Source organism: Lutispora thermophila DSM 19022 (genome assembly GCF_900142105.1).
GTDB classification, from domain to species: domain Bacteria; phylum Bacillota; class Clostridia; order Lutisporales; family Lutisporaceae; genus Lutispora; species Lutispora thermophila.
This window is the reverse complement of the sequence record NZ_FQZS01000023.1, coordinates 1-19711: the sequence shown is the minus strand read 5'-3', so window position 1 is coordinate 19711 and position 19711 is coordinate 1. Positions and strand designations below refer to the sequence as shown.

Sequence of the window (19711 nt, the reverse complement as noted above, 5' to 3'; positions counted from 1 at the left end):
CCTGTTAACTATATTTTCGCCAGCAAGTCCGCTTTCAATGGCTTCCTGCCTTCACCCTGAGGTATCTCAATTCCCTGGAACTTAGCATAGTTTACACTTACCCCGTCATCTAAATCTATCTTTATCCTCTGGTTTGCAACATGGGCGATTACCTGGTCATACTGCAAGCATTCATCTATCTGTTTTAGTATCTTCTCCTTTTTCTTCCTTGCATTGGCCTTTTCCCTCTGAGAAGCATTGGAGTCAATGACAATATCCAGCCTCTTAATCTCTGCTTCATAGGATTTCTGCAGTTTATGTAAATAGTCAGTTCTTACCCTTGCCACCGTAAACTCATCATATCGGTGCATGTAGATGAGTGCCTTGAATCCATCTTGCTTACCAGAATCAAAGAGCCAGTAGATAGGCTTTTTCTGGTATACCTGCACATGGTCCTTGTAAAATTCCTTGAGGAAGTATCTTCTAATAGCCTGCCGTGCAGTCTCAGAGGACTTTCTTCCTAATGTATCGGCAATGTAGTCCAGATTTTCTTCTAAAGTATCTTCACCAAATGTGACCTTTAGGAACTGCACAAACCTGCTGACGATGTCATCCTCAAAGTATTCGTCATCGGTAATTGGCAGAACGTTATCCATATCAGGTGCAAAGGCAGCATTCACCCATGTATCCTCGACTACTTTGCCTTCTTCATCTTTTACTATCTTTCTTACTTTCCACTGACCATCCTCACACTTCCACTTGTCTTTGAAGTCGCCGCCAGCGTAAATAAGGCCTTCTGCATCAATCGAATATCGGCCAAACATGCAGCCAACAGCATAGGAGATGAAAGATTTGATATCCCTTACCCTGTCGGCTTTTCTTATAGTTATATCCTTGTCCTCCACTTCGGGAGTGAGTTCATCCTGCAAGCCATATATTTCGATGAATATACGATTTAGTTCCTCCTCATTGGCTTTTAGTTGGTTGAATTGTTTTTCTGCAAAGGATGCCCAGTTGTTGAAGGCTTGTTCTATCGTGGTGCTACTGCCTTTGTGAATGAGCAGCGGGTGTTTTTTGAAGTCCCATGAGGTTTCGAAGGAATCCCAATCATTTTTACAGATTTCCACATTTGATTTTTCAATCAATGTTACTCTTTCTAGTTTGCCGTAGTTTACATATATTGGTACTCTTTTAATGTCTTTTACTTGCATATTTATTGTTGGATTTAACACTGCCAAATATAAACTGACTATTTTAGAATTAAATAATGCAAGAATATAAAATATGTTCTCTATATAGTTAATCGTAGGCCCGCCCATATCGAATACAAATCCTTTGGGCAGATATCTAAAACTTGTACCCTTTGTAGTAACTAATGTGTATGTAATACCTTCTTTATACCAATACTTTTCATTTAATAAATTAGATGTCGGATTCGTATTATAAAAATTTCTCGCTTCTGGTGTCCAATCAATTACAAATTCGTTATTTCCATAATGTTTCCTATAACTCCCACCCTTTGAATAAGGAACCCATTTTTTGTTTTTTCCCATTTTGTTATTTTGTATTTCCCACCACAGTCTAAGATATTTTTCATTATCGGCTGTTTTATTAAACGAACCTGTAAAATCACTATATTTTTCAATACTAAATCCTTTATTGAATGCTTCAATAAATTTCCTATTTACCCAATATGCAATTACATCGCCGGGTATTTTTTTGTAATCACATTGTTTTAAACTGGAGAACTTATTAATAGGATTAAAAAACTGGCTTTCTTTCTCATACCTTCTTGAATCATAAAAGTCGATTAATCTTATCCCAACTGGTCTTATATTAATCAGATGCAATTTTCTAATTACAAACGCGGCAGTTTGAACCACTTTTCCAATAATATTTTCAAAAGCCTCAAATCCAAGATGGACAATTGAGTATATTGAGTAATTATCCAATATATAACTCCTCATTTTTTCAAATGCACCCAAAAACATCCACGAATGCATTGTCACCATTGAATTAAATCCATATTCTTTTGTTAACATAAAACCTTTTTCTATAAATACTGCAAATAAATCGCTGGATGAATTAGGAAACTTATCTTTTACAAATTGCTGTAGTTTACCATTCATTCCTCTATTCCCCATATACGGAGGATTAGTCACTACCACATCATACTTCTGACTCATAATCCTTGCCTGCTTAACCAAAGCCGGTATCTTCTCAAGAATTATATTCCTATACTGATATTCAAATAAATCCTGTGTTCCTCCATTCCTTATCTCTTCCAATCTTCTCTCAATAGCATCAAAATCAATAGGCTTTACTTCAAGTATAGACCCGTACTCTTTGGCATCATAAAATGCATTTATAAGATATTCTACATCCTCTCTGTGTATCCGCTTCTCTATTTCGGTCTCCTCGGGATTTACAAGATAGTCTATAGCCTCTTTAGGAAAACCATTGCTTTCCTGTATAGCACATACATTAACATTTACCTTTTCCCTGAATATCCTCCTGCTCTTACTCCTTGCTTTCATCATAACTGCAAAATAGGCAAGTTGAGCCGCCCTATCGTCTATATCCAACCCGTACAGGTTGTTTTCAAGAATAAGCCTTGGAATATCTCTTTCGGAATATCCCGCACTCTTGTAGATATCATAAAGCACATCAAAGGCATACACCAAAATATGTCCGCTTCCCATAGCAGGGTCCAAAACCTTGATATCTTCCGGCCTTATATTTCTGCTTTTAGCCCGTATTTCTTCCAACTGTTTCTGAACTTCAGGTTCCTGCTCCGCTTCGTCAAGGTAATACTTCCATTTGCTCTTTAATTCTTCATCAGGATGTCCTTCCAGCCATAGTCTCCCCAAGGAGTTTTCCACCATGTATTTGACAATCCAGTCAGGAGTAAACAACTGGGTAGCAGCAGGAATATTCTCCTTAGTTATCTTGATGTTCTTCTTAAGCCCTTCAAATACCTCATCCTTTTTCTCGGAGATGTAATACTGATACATCCAACCGATGATTTCAACCTGGTCTTTGAAATCCTCCTCGGGTATACTGTCTACCAGTTGTCTTATAACAGACCCTTCAGCAAGGAGGTTTGAAGGCAACAGAATTTCGGTATAATCTTCAATCTTTTCAAATAGTCCCGGTAGGATTTCTTTTAAGGCATTACACTGCTTTACAAGAAGATATCTATAAAGGGTCTCAGTATCATTGTCGTCCTGCAATGTATACACTAGTTCTCTGTCTATATTAAGGTCGATATTAAGTGCTTCTTTAATAATATCTGGCTCCTTCTTGCCTGGTTCAATAGATGACAACACTCTGACTCCTGTAGGAAGATATTCATTGACTTCCATGAAACGCAAGGCAATAAACCTATTAAACCAAGTATATGCCACTTCCTCTATCACATTATTAAATCCTTTTTCTCTTATCCTCGACACAAGGCTCCTTCTCTGTTCCATTTCCGCCTTATTCAAGGTCCTGTCTCCTATTATCATAGTGTCGGATGTAGAGACTTGTGGCTCTTTTATTTCTTTCTCAGTTATACCTATCTCATAAGCCTTCTGTTTTATATCTTCAATAAGTTTTTTTCTCGCCCATACTGCAAAATTTTTTATTGCTGTTTTATCCATGTCAATGCCTCCATCATACAAGTTTAATAATGACGTCGTCTTTCAACTCTCTTTTTAGCCTGTTCCTTATTTCATTTACAACATCCTCTATGTCCGCTTCACTCTCAATACTTTTTGCGCCATGCAGGATGTTGGCAACACTGATGTTTACTGTCTTTTTATACTTCCTCGGCGGGTCGTTTATTACTGTTGGCTTGTCCGGTTCTTCAGGTGTTGTTGGAGGTTCAACAGGCTTCCTTTTTGCAAGTTCCTCAGCAATTTCATCAAAACACCTTAGTTTAAGCCTGTCACTTTCCTCTTTCATTGCTATGGCTTCATAGAAGTTGTTGGCACGCTCCAACCTGTTTAAGAGGTCATCGAATCTGGCTTTGAACCTGTCAAAAAGTACAGGTTTTAATTCGTACTTATCCAATTCCTCAAGAACCTTGCTGTAATCACTCTCAATCACCTGTCTTACAGGTTTGCACTCCTCTTCCAACAGTTCTGTAAACTTGGACACAAACCTGTCAATAAGACTGGGTAGTTTATGTATATCAGAATAGGGCTCCTTGCTTTCAACAATCTTTTGCATCTGTCCTACCAAATCTATGACTTCTTTATCCAATACATAGGTCTTGTTGCTGTTGTATACATTTATCTTGTGAACCGCCTTGTCAAAGAAGTCCTTCTGGTTGCTGTCAAAAAATTTCTTAACATCTACGGAATCATCAGCATAATCCAGAAGTACATCTTTCTCTCTTTGAAGTTCATCATAAAATTCTTTTGCATCATTGATTTTGCAGACCTTTTCTAATGTTTTCTTTCCTTCCTCTAAAATATCCTGTCCAGGATATTTGGACTGTTTGTAATAAACCAGCAATTCATTGATTTTTGCAATTTCATCCCTTGCCAGGTCTTTAAATCTTCTCATAAGTCCATCTTCGTCAGAAGGGACAGCAGTAATATTGAACAATTCTTTGCATAGTTCTCTGGCATTGCTAATCTGGTGTGCAGGTACCTTTATCCTCTTTTCAATAAGAAGCCTGTCGGCATAATCCCTCTTGGTAAGATATTTGACAATCTCCCTATCCTGAACATCAAGGTACTGGCTGTTTAATTGCAGTTTTATTTCCTGTGCCTTAAACAGTTTGGCAACCAGCCATTCAATATCCTCCTCAAGCCATCCATAAGGGGCTTTTCCATATATGCCAAGGATTGTTTTCATGGTTACAGGAATACTTCTTGTTGTATTTCTCTCAATATAACCTGCCATTTCATCAAGGGCTAGTTTATTTGGGGCTTCAACACCATTTAATGTAATCTGTTCATTATCTGCAAATATATCGTATAAGTCTTTGGTAGTAGTAAAGTGAGTAATATAGCCAAGTTTCGTATAAATTCCTTCAATAAGCACCTTGAAACCATCATTTATCCTGTCAACAGGGTGCTTTGACTTAATCTCAAGCCTTTGGGAATTGGCATACATGTCCGCATTCTTGATGGCCTCCGTCAAAAGGAATTTTACCCTTTCCTTGCGCTCAACAAGTTCCCTTCTTTTTCTATCCTTGATTTCTTCAATCTTCTGAGTAAGGGAAGTTCCTCCTTTCCTACGCAGGAAAGTTTCAATTTTCAATACTTCTTCCATTTCGTCAAGGAAAGTAGTATCATTGGGAAGTTTAACAATTAAATTATTTTCCCTCATAGTCATTAGTTTTAGTTCATTATCCGTAAGTTCTACTCCAGTATCATAATAGGGGGTAATAATTTTAAGACCAATATCATTTCCCTGATTGCCTCTGAAAAATCTATCGTCTACAACCTGGTTAAAACTAAAGTTGTACCTTGAAGAATATTTATATTTCTTATCTGGATAGATTTCCTCAAAGACGATTTCGGAAATTTTTTGAATTACCTCTCCCAAATCCACACTAATGTTCTTTATTTCCCTATTAATATCCTGCTCTTCATGGGTAAGGAAGATATATTGGTCTCCATTTTTTTGGACAAGGGTTTCCTTTACCAGCCTCTTTAGAGATTCTTCTATTTTCTTTTTGAGGTCTATCTTATCCTCGTCTATATGAGATACCATTAGAGTAGCCAGATTTTCTATGTTTGCAGGTATCTCCTTAACATATTTAATCATAAAGAGAACTTTCAACAGTTCTACGTCAAAATCATTCAAATTGCCATTTTCCTGGGCATGAATAATAACCGTCCTGATATTGGAATCAAGGAAGGCTTCAATGGTATCATAAAAGGCTGAAAAGGGTATTAATGTTCCTTCTTCACTGTTCATATATTTTATGGCAGACTCCTGGAAGGAACTAATCATGGAGCGCTCCCCTTCTGCCAGATGCTTACCGGATGCCCCGTGTATCCTTATAGAAGTCAGCACTTGCTGAAGAAGATTGAATTGATACGGTATAAAAGGATAGCATTCTGCAAAATCCTCACTATCCTTATATACCTTTTTCTCCGGTGTATCTGCTGAGAAAGTAATAAGATTTTTAAGTATGGAATTTTTATTCTCATAAAGGAGTTTTAATGTATCCTTTGCTACATCCTCCTTTAAAAGGATTCTTTTTCTGATTACCTCGTCAACATTGGCGCTGGAAAGGCTAAGACGGGTATTAAACCTGCCCTGAATCTTGGAAAAATCATTGCCTTTTACTTTTGTAACAGAATCAATATCCTGCTGGCTTGTAACAATAACCCAGGCTTTTCCACCACATTCGGTTCCCAAATCTTCTACAACAGTTTGAAGATTTAGCATCAATTGAGAATTATCTCCGATATATTGTCCAATTTCGTCTACAAGGAAAATAACATGATGATTCTTGCCTTTTCTTTCTATATACTCCCTTACACGTCTGGCAAACTTTTCAACGCTTAAAGTATAACTTTCTTCTGCCTTTGCATACCAATTCCTGGCTGCCTCAGGACTCATCTTGGTACTTTTAGACAGGGCTTCTACAATGGCATCTTCTTCATAGTAGAAATCCTCCCTTGCATCTGCCCATTCTCTTCCTGATATATCTTTAAAGGTTTTTTTAAATTCTTCATAAACACCATCTGTTACCATCTGTCTTTCCAAGTCCGCTATCCAAGGCATAGAGCCACAAAAACCCTGCATTTCATTGAATACTTTATTAAATACTTTTACTATGGCATCTTTATTGGCTTTTGAATCAGAATCACTCTTGGAATCAATGTTAAATAGAATTACATCTGCTGAAGTATCCCCGGCCAATTTCATATCGGCTAGAACCATATTGTCTTGTATCTTGTCTTTGAAATATTCAATTGCTCTTTTTCCTTCAACTTCTCTGTTCTCAAGAAGATAGGAAAGTATTTTAAGAAAATGGGATTTACCACTTCCGAAGAAACCCGAAATCCACACTCCCATTTTGTCGGTAGTACTTACTATTCCTTTTTTATATGCTTCAAAGAAAGTGTCAAAATGCTTTGCCAATTCTTTTGTAACAACATATTCTTCAAGTTCCTGTTGTACATTGCTGTCATCGTCCTGACCAACCTTGATTACACCTCTGATATCTCTATCAATAGGTTTTTTAAACATATCCTTTATCAACACATTTAATCCCTCCCCATATTATTAGCCTAATTCCCTCTAATATCTGTCCACTAACTTAAATGCTCTATAATAGTTGTCATCTTTTATTTCTTCAAAAAGCACCAGTTCAAGTCCATCATATACTCCTGGGAAAAACATAATTACAGGTACTTCATCCAAAACCTGATGAAGATTATTTAATACCGTATGTGAGCGGATAACCGGCCATACTTTCCCCACACCGGTTATAAATACTACATCTCCTTTTACTACCCTATCTTTTATATATTGAATTATAAGGTCATCTTTCTCAGTAAGTCTTAATGTCTTTTTAGTAGCATTAAATACAAATTCACTACCCTTTACCTGTTCCATCTTAAAGTTCTTCTCAAGATAACCTTTTGTCTCAAGAAGTTCCAGCATTATTTCGTACAAGTCAAATTCCTTTATATGAAAACCATAATCTCCGTCATTAATCTTCTGTTTAAGAAAATGCACATGCTCTCTCACAAGCATTTCATACCTTGGTTCATAATCGAATATATAGTATCCTATTTCATTCCCAAGCCCTGTATTTTCTCTAAATGATTCTTTCGTAATCCGCTGTATGATTTCATCAAGCCTTTGATAAATAGTTTTCACTTATATCTCTCCCATCAGTGCATTAAGGTATTTTATGTCTCCAATCTCCTTAAGATGCTGAACCACTTCTTCTTCAAGAATTGGCTTAACAATTTCCCTGTCCTTTTTTGGGCCTTTTATAAAACCAGCCTCAAATAGGATACGAATATATACCTGTTTCAATTTATAGAAGGTGTAGTCATCCCATGAGGCCACCCGTTCGCTTTGCTCTTTCTTTCTATTAAAATATAGATTAAAATCCTTATCCTGCAATGTTAAATCCCGAAGTAATATCTTTTCTCTAAACACCTCATACATAAATTCAAAGAATAATCTATCAGTCTTCATAATAGAGTAGATAACCACCTGCTTGCTCGTTTCTATATCACCGTTTACTATTTTTTCAATCAAAAAGTCATCAATAGCCTTTAGTCTCTGCAGCACTATTGACGCAATTTCGCTTCTGCGCGTTTCTGTGTTTACCTGAAATATGTTATCTTTTTTTGCTTTTTCTTTTATCTCAAATTCCTTAAAACCTTTATTTATAAGTTCTGCAGCCTTTTTCGTTTCCCTGAAAAGGAACGGTCTTGATTTAATTGTGGATTTGTATTCTAACTCTTCAACCATACTTTTCCTTCTTTCTGGTCCACTTTTTTGATATTTTAATTATACCTATTAATAAAAAAATTGTACAGGCTTAAGTATAAAACTGTAATATAAATGACGTGTATATTGTCTAAAAATCAGACTATAACTTTAATATAAAATAATAAACAACCTTTCAAATCTTGATTTCTACAAATACTGGTTCAATATAATCCTGTCCTCTACTCCATTTTGATAAGCAAAAATTAATTTTCTCCTGTCAAAAACAGGTCTTGCTCTATGGATAATCCGATGATGATTCGGACAAACAATAATCTGATTTTCAGCATTGTTATTGAGTGATTTAACAAAGGGGTCTAAATGGTGTGATTCTACTCTATATTGACTCCATATCTTACACTAATATTTTCTCCACATATCTGGCAGCAATAATTATAAAGAAGTTTCAAGGTTTCCCCTATTGCTCTGTTAAGTTTATGAATCTTACTATTTTGTTCATTGTAGCAATAGAAGAATCTAGTTTATTACAATGAAAAATTATTTTAGCCTTTTATTAAAAAGAAAAATTTGTCTACTTTTTAAGTAGACAGTTGAATAATAAATATAATTAATTTTTATATATCATTACAATGTTCACAAATATATTCCCACACTTCATCATCAAATTCATATTTCATCATTGCACTACTAAGAGCAATTTTAAGCATTTCGTCTATTCTATGGACGCTAATATCTCCACTACATCCAATTGAATTATAAATTTGATAATATCCTTGACCAATAAAATTAATATATGCTTTTTGCAATGCTTCTTCATATTCTAATAATTCATACCCATCTAGACCATATATATCTTTAAGATATTCTCTTGTTTTTTCTATTAACTCTTCTTTTGTATTTGCATATATTTTAGCATATTCGATGTTCTCATCAAAATAATATGTTTGGATTTTACTCATATATTGTTCATATAAATCATAATTATTAGCAAGTTTATTTTCTTTCAACAATTCTTTTTCAATATTTTTGAGTTCTTTATACTCAGCAAGATACTTTTCTAAATCACTTTGATTAAAATAATAGGTCATAATTCTTCATCCTTTCATGTTATTAAATCTTAATTTTCTAATCTTGATTGACTAAAACTAAATTTGATTTTTCTAATTTTTCTCTTTATCTATAAGTTTATATTTTTGATATAATTTATAGTCAAGAAATATTTTATATTCGAATTCTTATATCTAGGAGGCATCCGCAAAATGCCTCTCATTTTCTTTATCTGGTGCTCTAATATTTATCACAAAACCACCTCCCTTGATTACCTCATATCGTTAGAGTAAAATGTATTTCTAAAAGCAGAGGGTTCAAATTTTTCAAACTTTATTTGAACCATTAAACCCCTACATATATAAGCATAACATAAAAAATTTTTGGTATTTATTATGCATCTCCCTACATTTTGAGTGTAACATATAGGAAATCCAAAATTTTTATGCCTTTTTCTCATACTCCTTAAACCCTCTTTACCTCTTCTATTTATGAACATAACACATAAAAAAATTAGTCCCTCCAATTTTATATAGGTCTTTTATCCTATTTTTTATAGGACTTTTGTCTCAATTCATCTATTTATTGAAAAATCTTCATAGTAACATACTGCTTTGAATTTTACATTAAAAAACTGCCTACTTTTTCAGTAGACAGTTTAATAAAAGAGGCATTAATGATGAAACCAGTTTTTGCTGAAGCATTTTATAAATAATTAATTATTCATGTCAAGTATATTTTTCATACTATACCTTTTTAACTTAAACCATAACCATTACCCTGTAGTTAGGTCAAAGGCTCATGGGTTAAGGGTTTGATAGATTTTTTATACGACAAAAATATAATCATGCATTAAAACAACCTTATAACTAATTCCCTAAACCTTCCCCCCCTCTGACCAAAAAGGCTGACAGATTAGCCTACTATCAGCATCCTGTCAGCCATATTTATTGCATTTAATTATGCAGTTTTTTCATTTAGTAACTTTTTAAACATCTTTTCAATCTTATTAGCAAATGTTTTTCTGCTTTCATTGTTATTTACTATAGTATACCCCTTTCCCTTTCCTCTTTTAATAACATCTCCGTACCACTGCTTAGAGCCTTTTGATAAATCTAGTTCATTAATTAATGGCAAATACTCTTTCCAATTCTCCTTCTCCCTTAGAACTTTGCTTATCGCCACATACCCGTAAAACATAAAGTTTTCTCCCGTCAGCGATGTCTCTTTGCTCTGTGCCCTCTTTTCGTAGTTGTGAAGTTCAGGAATAAGGTTTATAAGTTCGTTGAAAAATTCCGATAGATACTTTGCAAGTTCCATCGCCTGAACCCTTGTTTCTAAATCCTTGTAAACTATCTCTATAGCGTTTACAAGGGTAGCAAAAGTAACAATATGCCTTTCGTCCTTTTTAGGTATTGAATTTCTTACCACTTCTACCCTGCCAGCCAGGTCACTGTTTTTCATCAATTCTCTCACAATAATGTTTGCAAGGCCGGTTTGATTAAAATATTCCGCACGGCTTGAACTGATTTTGAGCCCAAGAGAAAACTGGTGGAATTGCTGTTGTGCAGTTTGAACATCGTAATTAGTTATTTTTACTGGAAATTTAAGTTCAGTCAAATCAAAGGCTAAACCCCCTTTTTCATTTCCTTCGAGAATCATAGCCAAAGCCCTGATTCTGTGCTGTCCGTCAGAGATATCTATTTTAGCGTCCACATTAAGGTTTCCCTCGTCATCAAGTTCAATCTTTTCATTGCCGTCTGCAAGAATATTTAAAGTAATCATATCGGTAAAATACTGCCCACTTAACATAGATTCGTAAATCTTTTTTACATTCGCTTTGCTGTACACAGCAACTTCAGTTTCCGTGTTGTCCTTTCCCCTTTTAACTTTTGTACCCCTTTGGATTTCTGGGTTATATGTTATTATCCCATCCCTCCACATCTCTGCTAATTCCTGTCCATCAATTACTGTCTGGTATTCCTTTTCGCCTATTTGACTCACATTCCTGAACACGTATTCCGACATATGTACTTTCCTCCCTCGTTTATATGCTTATAATAATACAGCAATCTTTTACAATACTAAAATTATGGACAATATTTTCTGGTTGTATTCTATCAGATATAGGTTAAAGGCACAAGGGAAAAGTTAATAATCAGTTTTATAGATTTCGTTAATACATAATTGATATGCCATTCAACTTTGATTTAATCCATATAATTTACCTAAAGCATATTTGGGTTGAATTATCAACAAATCATGTGGATATTTTGTGGATATCTTGTGAATAAAAACAGGCTGATACTGCGATAGGTATCAGCCATAATTTTTAATAAATACTGCATTCTTTAATTCTTATTTTGCTTTTCCTTTTCTGGATATAATCTTAATCATTTTTATTAATCTTAATGCTTTTTAAATAATAATCCCGTATAAGTATGTCCAATTGCTGGCTTATTTCAATAGTTCTCTTATCTGATTTTAAGCCTTCACCAACCAATTTATTAAGTTTTTCCCTCATGACTTCTATTGAATTATTAATTTCCTGTAATTCCTGCCTGATATTATTAGATTTTATAGGTATACTTTTGCAAAACATCTTATACTCCCCCCTTCTGAACAACAAAAGCATCAAAAAAGGACACACCAACCCTATACTCTTACATTCCAGGCACTAAGCCTGGCAGTATAGGGAGGCATGTCCTCCCGTCCGTATATTCTTATATTACCATAATTGCTATTTTTCTACAATAACAACTTCTATTTTATTTTTTCTTTGCAACTATAGTCCAGCGTATGGCAGTTTTTTGTACCATTTTGTCATTATCCTGTACATCCACTTCCGTATAATAAGGGCGCAAATTAAATTTGTAGCCTTCCTTTACCAGATACTCTGTTGCCAATATTATCGCTCTTACGGCTGTGTAAGTTGCTTTTACCCCTATGCAGTCTACATGCACTATTCCATCGTTCACAGCATGTTGGATTATTTTATCAGAAACAGAATTAACGTTGCTGTCTCCAGCAACTTTTAAAACCTGTATATTCATACCTTATTATGCCTCCTTAGTTTGTATTTATCAGCATAATAAGGATTGATTGTTAATAGTTTCAAGTGTCTTATGCTTTCCTTTCAATGCTTCATTTCAAAACAAATCCTCCATCAATTAACAGGTCAATATCACCTGTAAATCAATTTGTATCTTAACAGGTTAATAATATACCTGCTTCTTTTATGGGATTATTGTGCATCTTTTAAATGCTTTTTAATCAGATTTTCCAGTTTTATATTTACCTCCATCAGTTCTTTGTCAACCGACCCGTTTGGTTTCCAGATAACTTTATTTTTTAATTCATCCCTCACTGCCTCTATTTTCTGTTTTAATTCCAATAGTTCATCTGCTATCTGTTTTGCTTTAACCTTTTTCCCAGCCTTCTCTTTGTACATTTTGCTGTCGGCTATGGTTATTACCTTTTCCATCTCGCAGGTACAATCTGAGCAGGCCGTCCCTGCACTTATTTCAATACGAATATTTTCTTTCTTCCCCCTTTTTCTTATATTTTCCTTAATCCTGTTTATCACCTTTTCTACTATAGCCTTTTTCGTATTTGCAAGAAGTATAAAGAACTCATCTCCCCCGTACCGTATGGCAATATCCTGTTTCCGAATACTTTCTCTAATAGACTTCCCGACAATCCGTATAGCCTTGTCCCCCGCCAAATGGCCTTTATTATCATTAAGATTCTTTAGATTGTCAACATCAATAACAATTAAAGTAAACCTTTTGGGTATGGGGCGGTGCATCATACCTGATATCAACTGCTCCCAGTAGTTTCTGTTGTATAAGCCCGTAAATGAATCCCTGTATGCATATCTGTATATGTTCCCATGCGGTTGAATAAGAATCAAATAGTATCTTCCTTCGTCTAAAACAACCTTATCAGCAGTGATACTATAATTCCCAACTTTGTAACTAACAGTACCGTCAACAGGCAAATGGTCAAAGATATGGATATCTTCCAGGTACTTTCCAGCAGCGTCCTTACCGATATTGCTGTAATATATCTCACCTTGATAGTTTGTCAATATGCATATTGTTTTGTCGGCTTTTACAAACTCCTCCATAGCACATTCTCCTACAAAACCATGTTATGTGCTTTATTAGAACATAAAAGTTTAGATGTTCGGTTAAACTTAAAATGTTCTAATAAAACACAAAGGTGGTAAATATGAAATTGGTACTCGACAATGATAATCGAAATATCATCGGGCCTCGGTTAAAAGTTGCAAGGTTAAAAAGCAATCTAACCCAACAGCAGTTATCAGCCAGGTTGGAGACAATGGCTGTATATATAGACAGGGCAAGTATCAGCAAAATCGAGCAGCAGAGGCGTATTGTGACTGATTTCGAATTATTAGCCCTGTGTCAAATCCTAAAAGTCAGCCCTGGCTGGCTGTTAGGGTTAGAAAAATAGTTTATAATGTTCTTTATTAGAACATTATAAACTATATCCTCATCTTTGTAAATCCTACAGCCCTTTTCCTTCCCTTATACCTTATACCCCATTTGTTATTTATTTAACCATCTTCCTACATCTTCCTAAGAGTATAAACAAAAAACACACCTCTCCTATACTTATGCAGTATAAGAAAGGTGTGTACCTTTCGACTGTGTGTATTCATTTTACCATATTTCGGTTATAAATACAAAAACTTGTATTATTTCCCCTTAGCAATCAAAGTCCACCGAATGGCAGTCTTACTAATTGGCTGTATATCATTTCCTGCTGTGTTTACTTTAACGTAATATGGCCTCAAATTAAACCTATACCCTTTACTCACCAGATATTCAACCGCTTGTATAAGGGCTTTCACTGTCATATATGTTGCCTTTACACCTATAGCATCAATATGGACAATGCCATACTCATCTACGTATTTATTAATTGTATCAGCAACAGCATTAATATTACTATTCCCTGAAACTTTTAATACCTGTATGCTCATGTCTCATATGCCTCCTTAACCTGTTTTATGAGGCATATTATTGATTGATTATAAAGCATTTCAAGTATTAATTTTCATTCTTCATTACTTCAGTTCAAAACAAGAATTGAACCAAAACTAAAATTGATTAGAATATTTCATTAATACTTCATACTTCATTAACTTCAAGGCGTCTCTCAATGTTTCGCAAAGTTTTCTTGAACTGAAGTACCTTGAAGTATTAATAACATATTAACCATATTTTTAAGTTTGTCAAATTTTTAGGCTTTATTTTTTTGTTACATTTTTGTTACAAAATAAAGTTCCTCTTGAAATACACTGATTTATGGCTATAATACGTTCATTAAAAATTACGGAACGGAGGAATAGCCTATGAACAGCAGTTTAGATAACATCATTGCCAAAAAGACATCTCACGATGTTGGTGTATTAATATTTCAATACCTTAATGATATTGAACCTCTAATCCAGCAGTCTCTCACTGCTGCAAAGTTAAAGGATTTTTACAGGCTTAAAGGGAAATATAACAAAGGGCGTTTTGTCTGCCCATTCCATTCTGGAGCAGATAACCCTACCTCTCTTTCTCTTAATGACAACAAACGGAACTTTCACTGCAACGCCTGCGGTAAAAGCGGTACATACCTTGAATTTATCATGTATATGCAAAATTTCTCAGGTAGGAACAGCCTCAACGAAGCAAAAATTTTTGCTGCAAACAACTTTGCTGGGCTGAATCTAGGATTCAACTCAATCGCTGATTTTGAGCAGAAGTTAAAAGATAAAATACTGGAACGCTATCATAAAACAAATAGCCTTAGATATACAGATTACTATAATATCTGGCTGCTTCCTGAAAGATATTTTTCTTATACAGCAGAATCGCAAGGCCGCCAATGCCAAGGAGAAGAACAACAAATAAAGCCTTCCTTCAAGGTTTCTCCTTCCAACTCTACAAACAAGCCCGGTTTTATACTGGAAGCACTGGACCTTGAAATGACCATCAGGCATCATAAAGCCCAGAATATAATTGACAATGGGATTACTGATTATGATAAAGCAATTCAGGATGCTAAAAACAGTAAACTGATTAATGACTTTACTCAAAATGCAGATAAATTAAATTCTGTCGATAAACTCTCTGATTTCATGAGTAAGAAATATAATATAGACATAGATACTGCTTTGAGATATGAACTTATCTATTTTGATAAGGCTAGCCAGAAGCAACTCTACTACAGTGATTTCTTTATGCTGAATGACAGAGTCCTGTTTCCCGTTCAAGACCATGAAACTGGCATAGTTGTCGGGTACCAGTGCCGACAAACAGATTTAAATGCTCCAAAACAGTACAAATATCTTAACGTGACCGATTATCAGGATAACTTGACAGCAAATAAAAACGGAACGGCTTTTAGAAATTTTGTTCCGTTTAAACCTGGAAACTTCCTTTTTAACCTTTACGAACTGAAGAATAAATGCATTAATGCATTATGGATTACAGAAGGCATTGCAGATGCAATAAAACTTTCCTGCATGGGATATGACGCCGTTTCTCCAGGGCAGGCAAATTTAACCGACTTCCATATATACTTAATTGATAAATATTTCGGCAAAGATGTGGTTATTAACTTATTCTTTGATAATGATGACCATAAGGTTGGACAAAGCAAAAGCATTGCAGCCGCCTACCGCCTTTGGCAGTTTGGTTTCAGGAATATTAGAATTATAAGTACCTTTAAAGAATTAGGAAAAGATATTACCGATTGTTCCGTTAAACTGCGTGATGATAACATGCTAAGGCTTTTAATTAGTCTATGGGAAAAACAAGCCTATTCTTTTACCCCTGCAAGTAATGAAGATTTAAACACTCTATTAAAAACAGGCCTGTACACTGAAAATGAAATTATATGTATTGACCCAAGAGATATAAACCAGATGACTAATTTTGCTGAAGCAATTGTTAAGCATATAGATTTAAAGGATATGACATATCAGCAACTTGCAGTATTAAAAAAATTATGTTGCTTTAGAGAAGAAGAAATAAAAATTCTCTTTAACCTTTCTACAAAGGATTATCATGACATGCAGGATACTGATGAAACAGAAACTGCCATAAAAGAAAATAGCAATATTAACGCAGGCAATGCTCAAGAAGAAAGAAATGCAGGAGAAAACCTAATCAACATTTCTAAAGCACAACTGTTTCATCTGAAAAAGAGATTTGATTTAGATTTAATTAAGAAAATAGACAACGAATGTTCCAAAAAACAGATTGCTGCTATTGTAGGCAATATAATAAAAAATAAAGATTTTGATGTATGTGATTATATCCCTAAAAATGAAAGTTACCATTCTTCAACTGGTATAGCCCCTATCACCGCTGTACTGGATGATGGCAACTTCACCCCTATATATGACGATGTCAGTATTCCTTTTTAATGAGCCGTAATCTTAAAAATTTTTTAATCAAAAAAAACTTGACTTTCAAAACCATAATTCTGTATCCTGTTTAAAATCAAATGAAAGGACGTGGTTGTATGAAAGCCAAGAATTTAAAACAAGAAATTAAGAATATACTTTCTGCAATAGACAAGAACTTTGGTAAAGACTCAAGGGAATATCAGGATGCCGAATATTACCTTGACATCCTTGAAACTGTTTACCATTATAACTACAACGACGGGATAGATTTACTGAATGAATTAAAGGAATTGCTGAATAAATTGTCAGATAGAGTGCCCGAATTGGCACCTGAAAGGTTCTCACAGCATTATCCAGATGTAAGTGAGATGATAAAATATCTGGATAAATGGTTATCTGATTAATAATCTTATGGCTTTTCAGTTTTGACTGGAAAGCCTTTTTATATAATATGTTATATTATCTTTTCTGTACAAACAAACCTGTTGTTACATCTTTGCTCCTGATAAATAACTGATTCTGGATTAATTATGATTTTTCTTATATTTGATAACAACTAGATATATGAATCCCAATATTGTTAGCAATGCAAAGATTGCAGTAAACAAGTGCGAAGAAGACTGACCTGACAAATAAACTGCTGTTGGTCCATCTGCACCGCCTATAATTCCTATTGAACCAGCATCTCTTGTATCTATAGAATTTATGAGACAAATATAATGACAGCAGATAACTGGGAAATAAACTGATAAATGCTACTAAAGCACATATAACAGTAAATATAGTAATCATCTTTATTGATTTTTCTTTTTTCATACCTTATTCACTCCAAACATCCTCTTTTTTTACGAAAGCATCGTATTCTCTATTGCTTACTTATTTTAATAATATTTCTTCCATCTGTTTTATCAATGTCAAATAAGACATTATCATTTATAACAGGACTATTAATTTGTGTAAAATCTACATCGCTTCTGTCGAGCGTAACATCCAGAACTACTTTATTATCTTTTACAAAAACTAATTTATGAAATATATCATCATCGAGTGGATGCTCTCCGAGCCAGGTTTTATCAAATATCAGGTAACCAATATATGTATCGGCAGTAGTCCATTTTGTGCCTACTATTTTCTGCATTTCTGTTCTGCTGGTATAAGGCCATATAACATACATTCTGTCCCATTCAAAATAAGTTATATTTTTCATATCAAAATATGATTTTTGCTGGACGGTTGTCATAAGGTTATTTTTGAAACTTTCTAAGTGCTCATTATTGATTTTCTGACTACGAAAATTTATATAACTTGATAAAAACAGTATTAAAGGTATTATTAAAAATACTGATATAATAATTGTTTTGCTTTTGATTTTCATATATCTCCACCTCAAAAAGGATACATGCAATATTGTGCTATATTTTCCCAAGAATGTCTGTTTACTATTATATAGTACAACCGAAGTTATTAATAGAGTCTTTTTTATAGATTCTTAATAAGATAATGGGTAAGAAAATTTAATACTTTAATAGTTACTATCATATTATGCAGTTTTTAATTCCAAGCCCCCTATCCCCTTTAACCTATAATCCCCATACACCTGCTTTTTTAGAATCACTTTTTTACCCCTTATCCCTTAGAACCGTTTCTAACCCCTTTTGCCTATTAAAAAACTATCTATTTGCTCCGTTTCTCATGCAAAAAGGATGAATTCTAAATAATTATCTTATCAGTTTTCTATATAAGGAAATCGTTTCTAAAATCGATTCATATGAAATTAATAATCAAACCTTAGTTCTTTTTAGTTCCATACATTTTATTCCAGTTCATTTAGGAACTACTAGGGGGTGTGGAGTAAGGAGCAAGGGGTAAGGATATAACTTAAATGAAGTTATGGTTCACTAGATATCTCTCCATCTTATATATTCATTCAAGAAAAAAAGCAGGAAGTCTGGAACTTCACTGCTCATAATGGTTACAGATTATTAAACATATCGAATATGTTGTCAGGTAATTCATGCTGAACGCAATCATTATTATCTTTTCTGCTGTTCCCTGTAGTAATTCCTCCGCATTCTGCTATTGCCTCCTTTACAGCCTGTTTTACTGCTTCCTTGTCAAAATCCTTATCCCCTTTTCCCGTAAAACTTAACACTGCCTTTATAACATAATCTGTTTTATACTTTTGTGCAGAAAGTATGTTATATACCTTTGCATCATCCTCCCTATCCATAGAAAATGAGAGGTTTATCCTTTTTGTTGCCATAAACTCACCTTCTTAGTTCTTGCTCTAATAGGATTTTAAAACCTTTGGCATTTGCAAACTGGTCAAGAAAGTCCGTGTACTTTACTCTATTTGACTTTTCAATGTAATCCTGAAGCATTATGCTCCCTCCCCCTGTAAAAACAGTAGGATTGTGAAACTCAAATCCATATTCTTGAATTTTCGCTAATATATTTTCTACATACTCTTCTGACATCACTTTAATTACTTCCTTAATATCTGCCTCGAAAAGAACAGGTTCTTTTCCTGTGATAATCTCCTGTATCTGAGTTTCCGTAAGTCTGATATTTGTTTTAAGAAGTTCCTGCTGTATATTGGCAATTAATGTGATGATTCCGTTGGGAAGCGAATAGCATGCTGAAACATCTATGATTCCATTTTCTACTCTGAAAAAATCAATTGTATATCCACCAATATCGATAACATTGCATAGAAGATTCCTGTAACTGTTAAACACAGTTATTAGTGCGGAATACCCTTGAGGATAAGTACGGCAATCAACTATATTAATTGCATAATCCTTTTTGTTAAAATTAAACTTTATATCC

General features: G+C 34.3%; 17 protein-coding genes. 3 read left to right on the top strand and 14 right to left on the bottom strand.

Features of this window, described 5'->3' with window-relative positions; all coding sequences use genetic code 11:
• Positions 1 to 8: 8 nt before the first annotated feature.
• From pglX to BUB48_RS14235, 9 genes are all read right to left on the bottom strand, one after another.
• On the bottom strand, positions 9 to 3623 hold the full coding sequence (gene pglX / locus BUB48_RS14280) for a BREX-1 system adenine-specific DNA-methyltransferase PglX (protein WP_073026964.1): 3615 nt from the start codon (positions 3621 to 3623) through the stop codon (positions 9 to 11).
• 13 nt (positions 3624 to 3636) lie between these two features.
• A complete protein-coding gene (gene brxC / locus BUB48_RS14275; RefSeq protein ID WP_073026962.1) occupies positions 3637 to 7197 on the bottom strand; it encodes a BREX system P-loop protein BrxC in 3561 nt (1186 codons plus the stop codon).
• Positions 7198 to 7233: 36 nt separating this feature from the next.
• Entirely contained in the window at positions 7234 to 7818 is a 585-nt protein-coding gene (locus tag BUB48_RS14270; RefSeq protein WP_073026961.1) for a DUF1788 domain-containing protein, read from the bottom strand.
• Positions 7819 to 8424: a DUF1819 family protein gene (locus BUB48_RS14265; protein ID WP_073026959.1), complete on the bottom strand. Its 606-nt coding sequence runs from the start codon at positions 8422 to 8424 to the stop codon at positions 7819 to 7821. It abuts the gene before it with no gap.
• Positions 8425 to 9017: 593 nt separating this feature from the next.
• Positions 9018 to 9491 carry a hypothetical protein gene (locus BUB48_RS14260; RefSeq protein WP_073026957.1) on the bottom strand — a complete coding sequence of 158 codons (474 nt, stop codon included), beginning with the start codon at positions 9489 to 9491 and terminating at the stop codon, positions 9018 to 9020.
• Between the two features lie 919 nt (positions 9492 to 10410).
• The gene (locus BUB48_RS14250) at positions 10411 to 11478 is read right to left on the bottom strand and encodes a DNA sulfur modification protein DndB (protein WP_073026953.1); all 1068 of its coding nucleotides are present in this window, start codon (positions 11476 to 11478) and stop codon (positions 10411 to 10413) included.
• 361 nt (positions 11479 to 11839) lie between these two features.
• Complete coding sequence (locus BUB48_RS14245) at positions 11840 to 12052, bottom strand: aspartyl-phosphate phosphatase Spo0E family protein (RefSeq protein WP_034835510.1); 213 nt, start codon at positions 12050 to 12052, stop codon at positions 11840 to 11842.
• Between the two features lie 166 nt (positions 12053 to 12218).
• On the bottom strand, positions 12219 to 12503 hold the full coding sequence (locus BUB48_RS14240) for a stage V sporulation protein S (RefSeq protein WP_073026951.1): 285 nt from the start codon (positions 12501 to 12503) through the stop codon (positions 12219 to 12221).
• Positions 12504 to 12694: 191 nt separating this feature from the next.
• Positions 12695 to 13579, bottom strand: a complete 885-nt coding sequence (locus BUB48_RS14235) for a GGDEF domain-containing protein (protein WP_073026949.1) — start codon at positions 13577 to 13579, stop codon at positions 12695 to 12697.
• Positions 13580 to 13683: 104 nt separating this feature from the next.
• Between BUB48_RS14235 and BUB48_RS19200 the strand changes: the two genes are divergently transcribed.
• Positions 13684 to 13929, top strand: a complete 246-nt coding sequence (locus BUB48_RS19200) for a helix-turn-helix domain-containing protein (protein ID WP_034835500.1) — start codon at positions 13684 to 13686, stop codon at positions 13927 to 13929.
• Between the two features lie 244 nt (positions 13930 to 14173).
• Here the strand turns inward: BUB48_RS19200 and BUB48_RS14225 are convergent, their stop codons facing one another.
• The gene (locus tag BUB48_RS14225; RefSeq protein WP_073026947.1) at positions 14174 to 14461 is read right to left on the bottom strand and encodes a stage V sporulation protein S; all 288 of its coding nucleotides are present in this window, start codon (positions 14459 to 14461) and stop codon (positions 14174 to 14176) included.
• Between the two features lie 372 nt (positions 14462 to 14833).
• On the opposite strand from BUB48_RS14225, the gene BUB48_RS14220 reads away from it, so the two are divergent.
• On the top strand, positions 14834 to 16900 hold the full coding sequence (locus BUB48_RS14220; RefSeq protein ID WP_073026945.1) for a CHC2 zinc finger domain-containing protein: 2067 nt from the start codon (positions 14834 to 14836) through the stop codon (positions 16898 to 16900).
• A 98-nt stretch (positions 16901 to 16998) separates the two neighbouring features.
• Positions 16999 to 17286 (top strand): hypothetical protein, encoded by a 288-nt coding sequence (locus tag BUB48_RS14215; RefSeq protein WP_052221639.1) that lies wholly within the window; start codon positions 16999 to 17001, stop codon positions 17284 to 17286.
• Between the two features lie 120 nt (positions 17287 to 17406).
• Here the strand turns inward: BUB48_RS14215 and BUB48_RS19195 are convergent, their stop codons facing one another.
• The 4 genes from BUB48_RS19195 to BUB48_RS14195 form a co-directional block, all read right to left on the bottom strand.
• Positions 17407 to 17613, bottom strand: coding sequence for a sodium ion-translocating decarboxylase subunit beta (locus tag BUB48_RS19195; protein WP_084524673.1), 207 nt, complete (start codon positions 17611 to 17613; stop codon positions 17407 to 17409).
• A 134-nt stretch (positions 17614 to 17747) separates the two neighbouring features.
• On the bottom strand, positions 17748 to 18257 hold the full coding sequence (locus tag BUB48_RS14205) for a hypothetical protein (RefSeq protein ID WP_073026943.1): 510 nt from the start codon (positions 18255 to 18257) through the stop codon (positions 17748 to 17750).
• A 597-nt stretch (positions 18258 to 18854) separates the two neighbouring features.
• On the bottom strand, positions 18855 to 19145 hold the full coding sequence (locus BUB48_RS14200) for a hypothetical protein (RefSeq protein WP_073026941.1): 291 nt from the start codon (positions 19143 to 19145) through the stop codon (positions 18855 to 18857).
• A 4-nt stretch (positions 19146 to 19149) separates the two neighbouring features.
• A partial coding sequence (locus tag BUB48_RS14195; protein ID WP_139249999.1) for a ParM/StbA family protein occupies positions 19150 to 19711 on the bottom strand: 562 nt, incomplete at its 5' end.

Excerpts from the sequence above, each read along its gene's own strand:
- pglX (WP_073026964.1), bottom strand. The coding sequence starts at position 3,623 with ATGGATAAAACAGCAATAAAAAATTTTGCAGTATGGGCGAGAAAAAAA.
- BUB48_RS14265 (WP_073026959.1), bottom strand. The coding sequence starts at position 8,424 with ATGGTTGAAGAGTTAGAATACAAATCCACAATTAAATCAAGACCGTTC.
- BUB48_RS14260 (WP_073026957.1), bottom strand. The coding sequence starts at position 9,491 with ATGACCTATTATTTTAATCAAAGTGATTTAGAAAAGTATCTTGCTGAG.
- BUB48_RS14250 (WP_073026953.1), bottom strand. The coding sequence starts at position 11,478 with ATGTCGGAATACGTGTTCAGGAATGTGAGTCAAATAGGCGAAAAGGAA.
- BUB48_RS14245 (WP_034835510.1), bottom strand. The coding sequence starts at position 12,052 with ATGTTTTGCAAAAGTATACCTATAAAATCTAATAATATCAGGCAGGAA.
- BUB48_RS14240 (WP_073026951.1), bottom strand. The coding sequence starts at position 12,503 with ATGAATATACAGGTTTTAAAAGTTGCTGGAGACAGCAACGTTAATTCT.
- BUB48_RS14235 (WP_073026949.1), bottom strand. The coding sequence starts at position 13,579 with ATGGAGGAGTTTGTAAAAGCCGACAAAACAATATGCATATTGACAAAC.
- BUB48_RS19200 (WP_034835500.1), top strand. The coding sequence starts at position 13,684 with ATGAAATTGGTACTCGACAATGATAATCGAAATATCATCGGGCCTCGG.
- BUB48_RS14225 (WP_073026947.1), bottom strand. The coding sequence starts at position 14,461 with ATGAGCATACAGGTATTAAAAGTTTCAGGGAATAGTAATATTAATGCT.
- BUB48_RS14220 (WP_073026945.1), top strand. The coding sequence starts at position 14,834 with ATGAACAGCAGTTTAGATAACATCATTGCCAAAAAGACATCTCACGAT.
- BUB48_RS14215 (WP_052221639.1), top strand. The coding sequence starts at position 16,999 with ATGAAAGCCAAGAATTTAAAACAAGAAATTAAGAATATACTTTCTGCA.
- BUB48_RS14205 (WP_073026943.1), bottom strand. The coding sequence starts at position 18,257 with ATGAAAATCAAAAGCAAAACAATTATTATATCAGTATTTTTAATAATA.
- BUB48_RS14200 (WP_073026941.1), bottom strand. The coding sequence starts at position 19,145 with ATGGCAACAAAAAGGATAAACCTCTCATTTTCTATGGATAGGGAGGAT.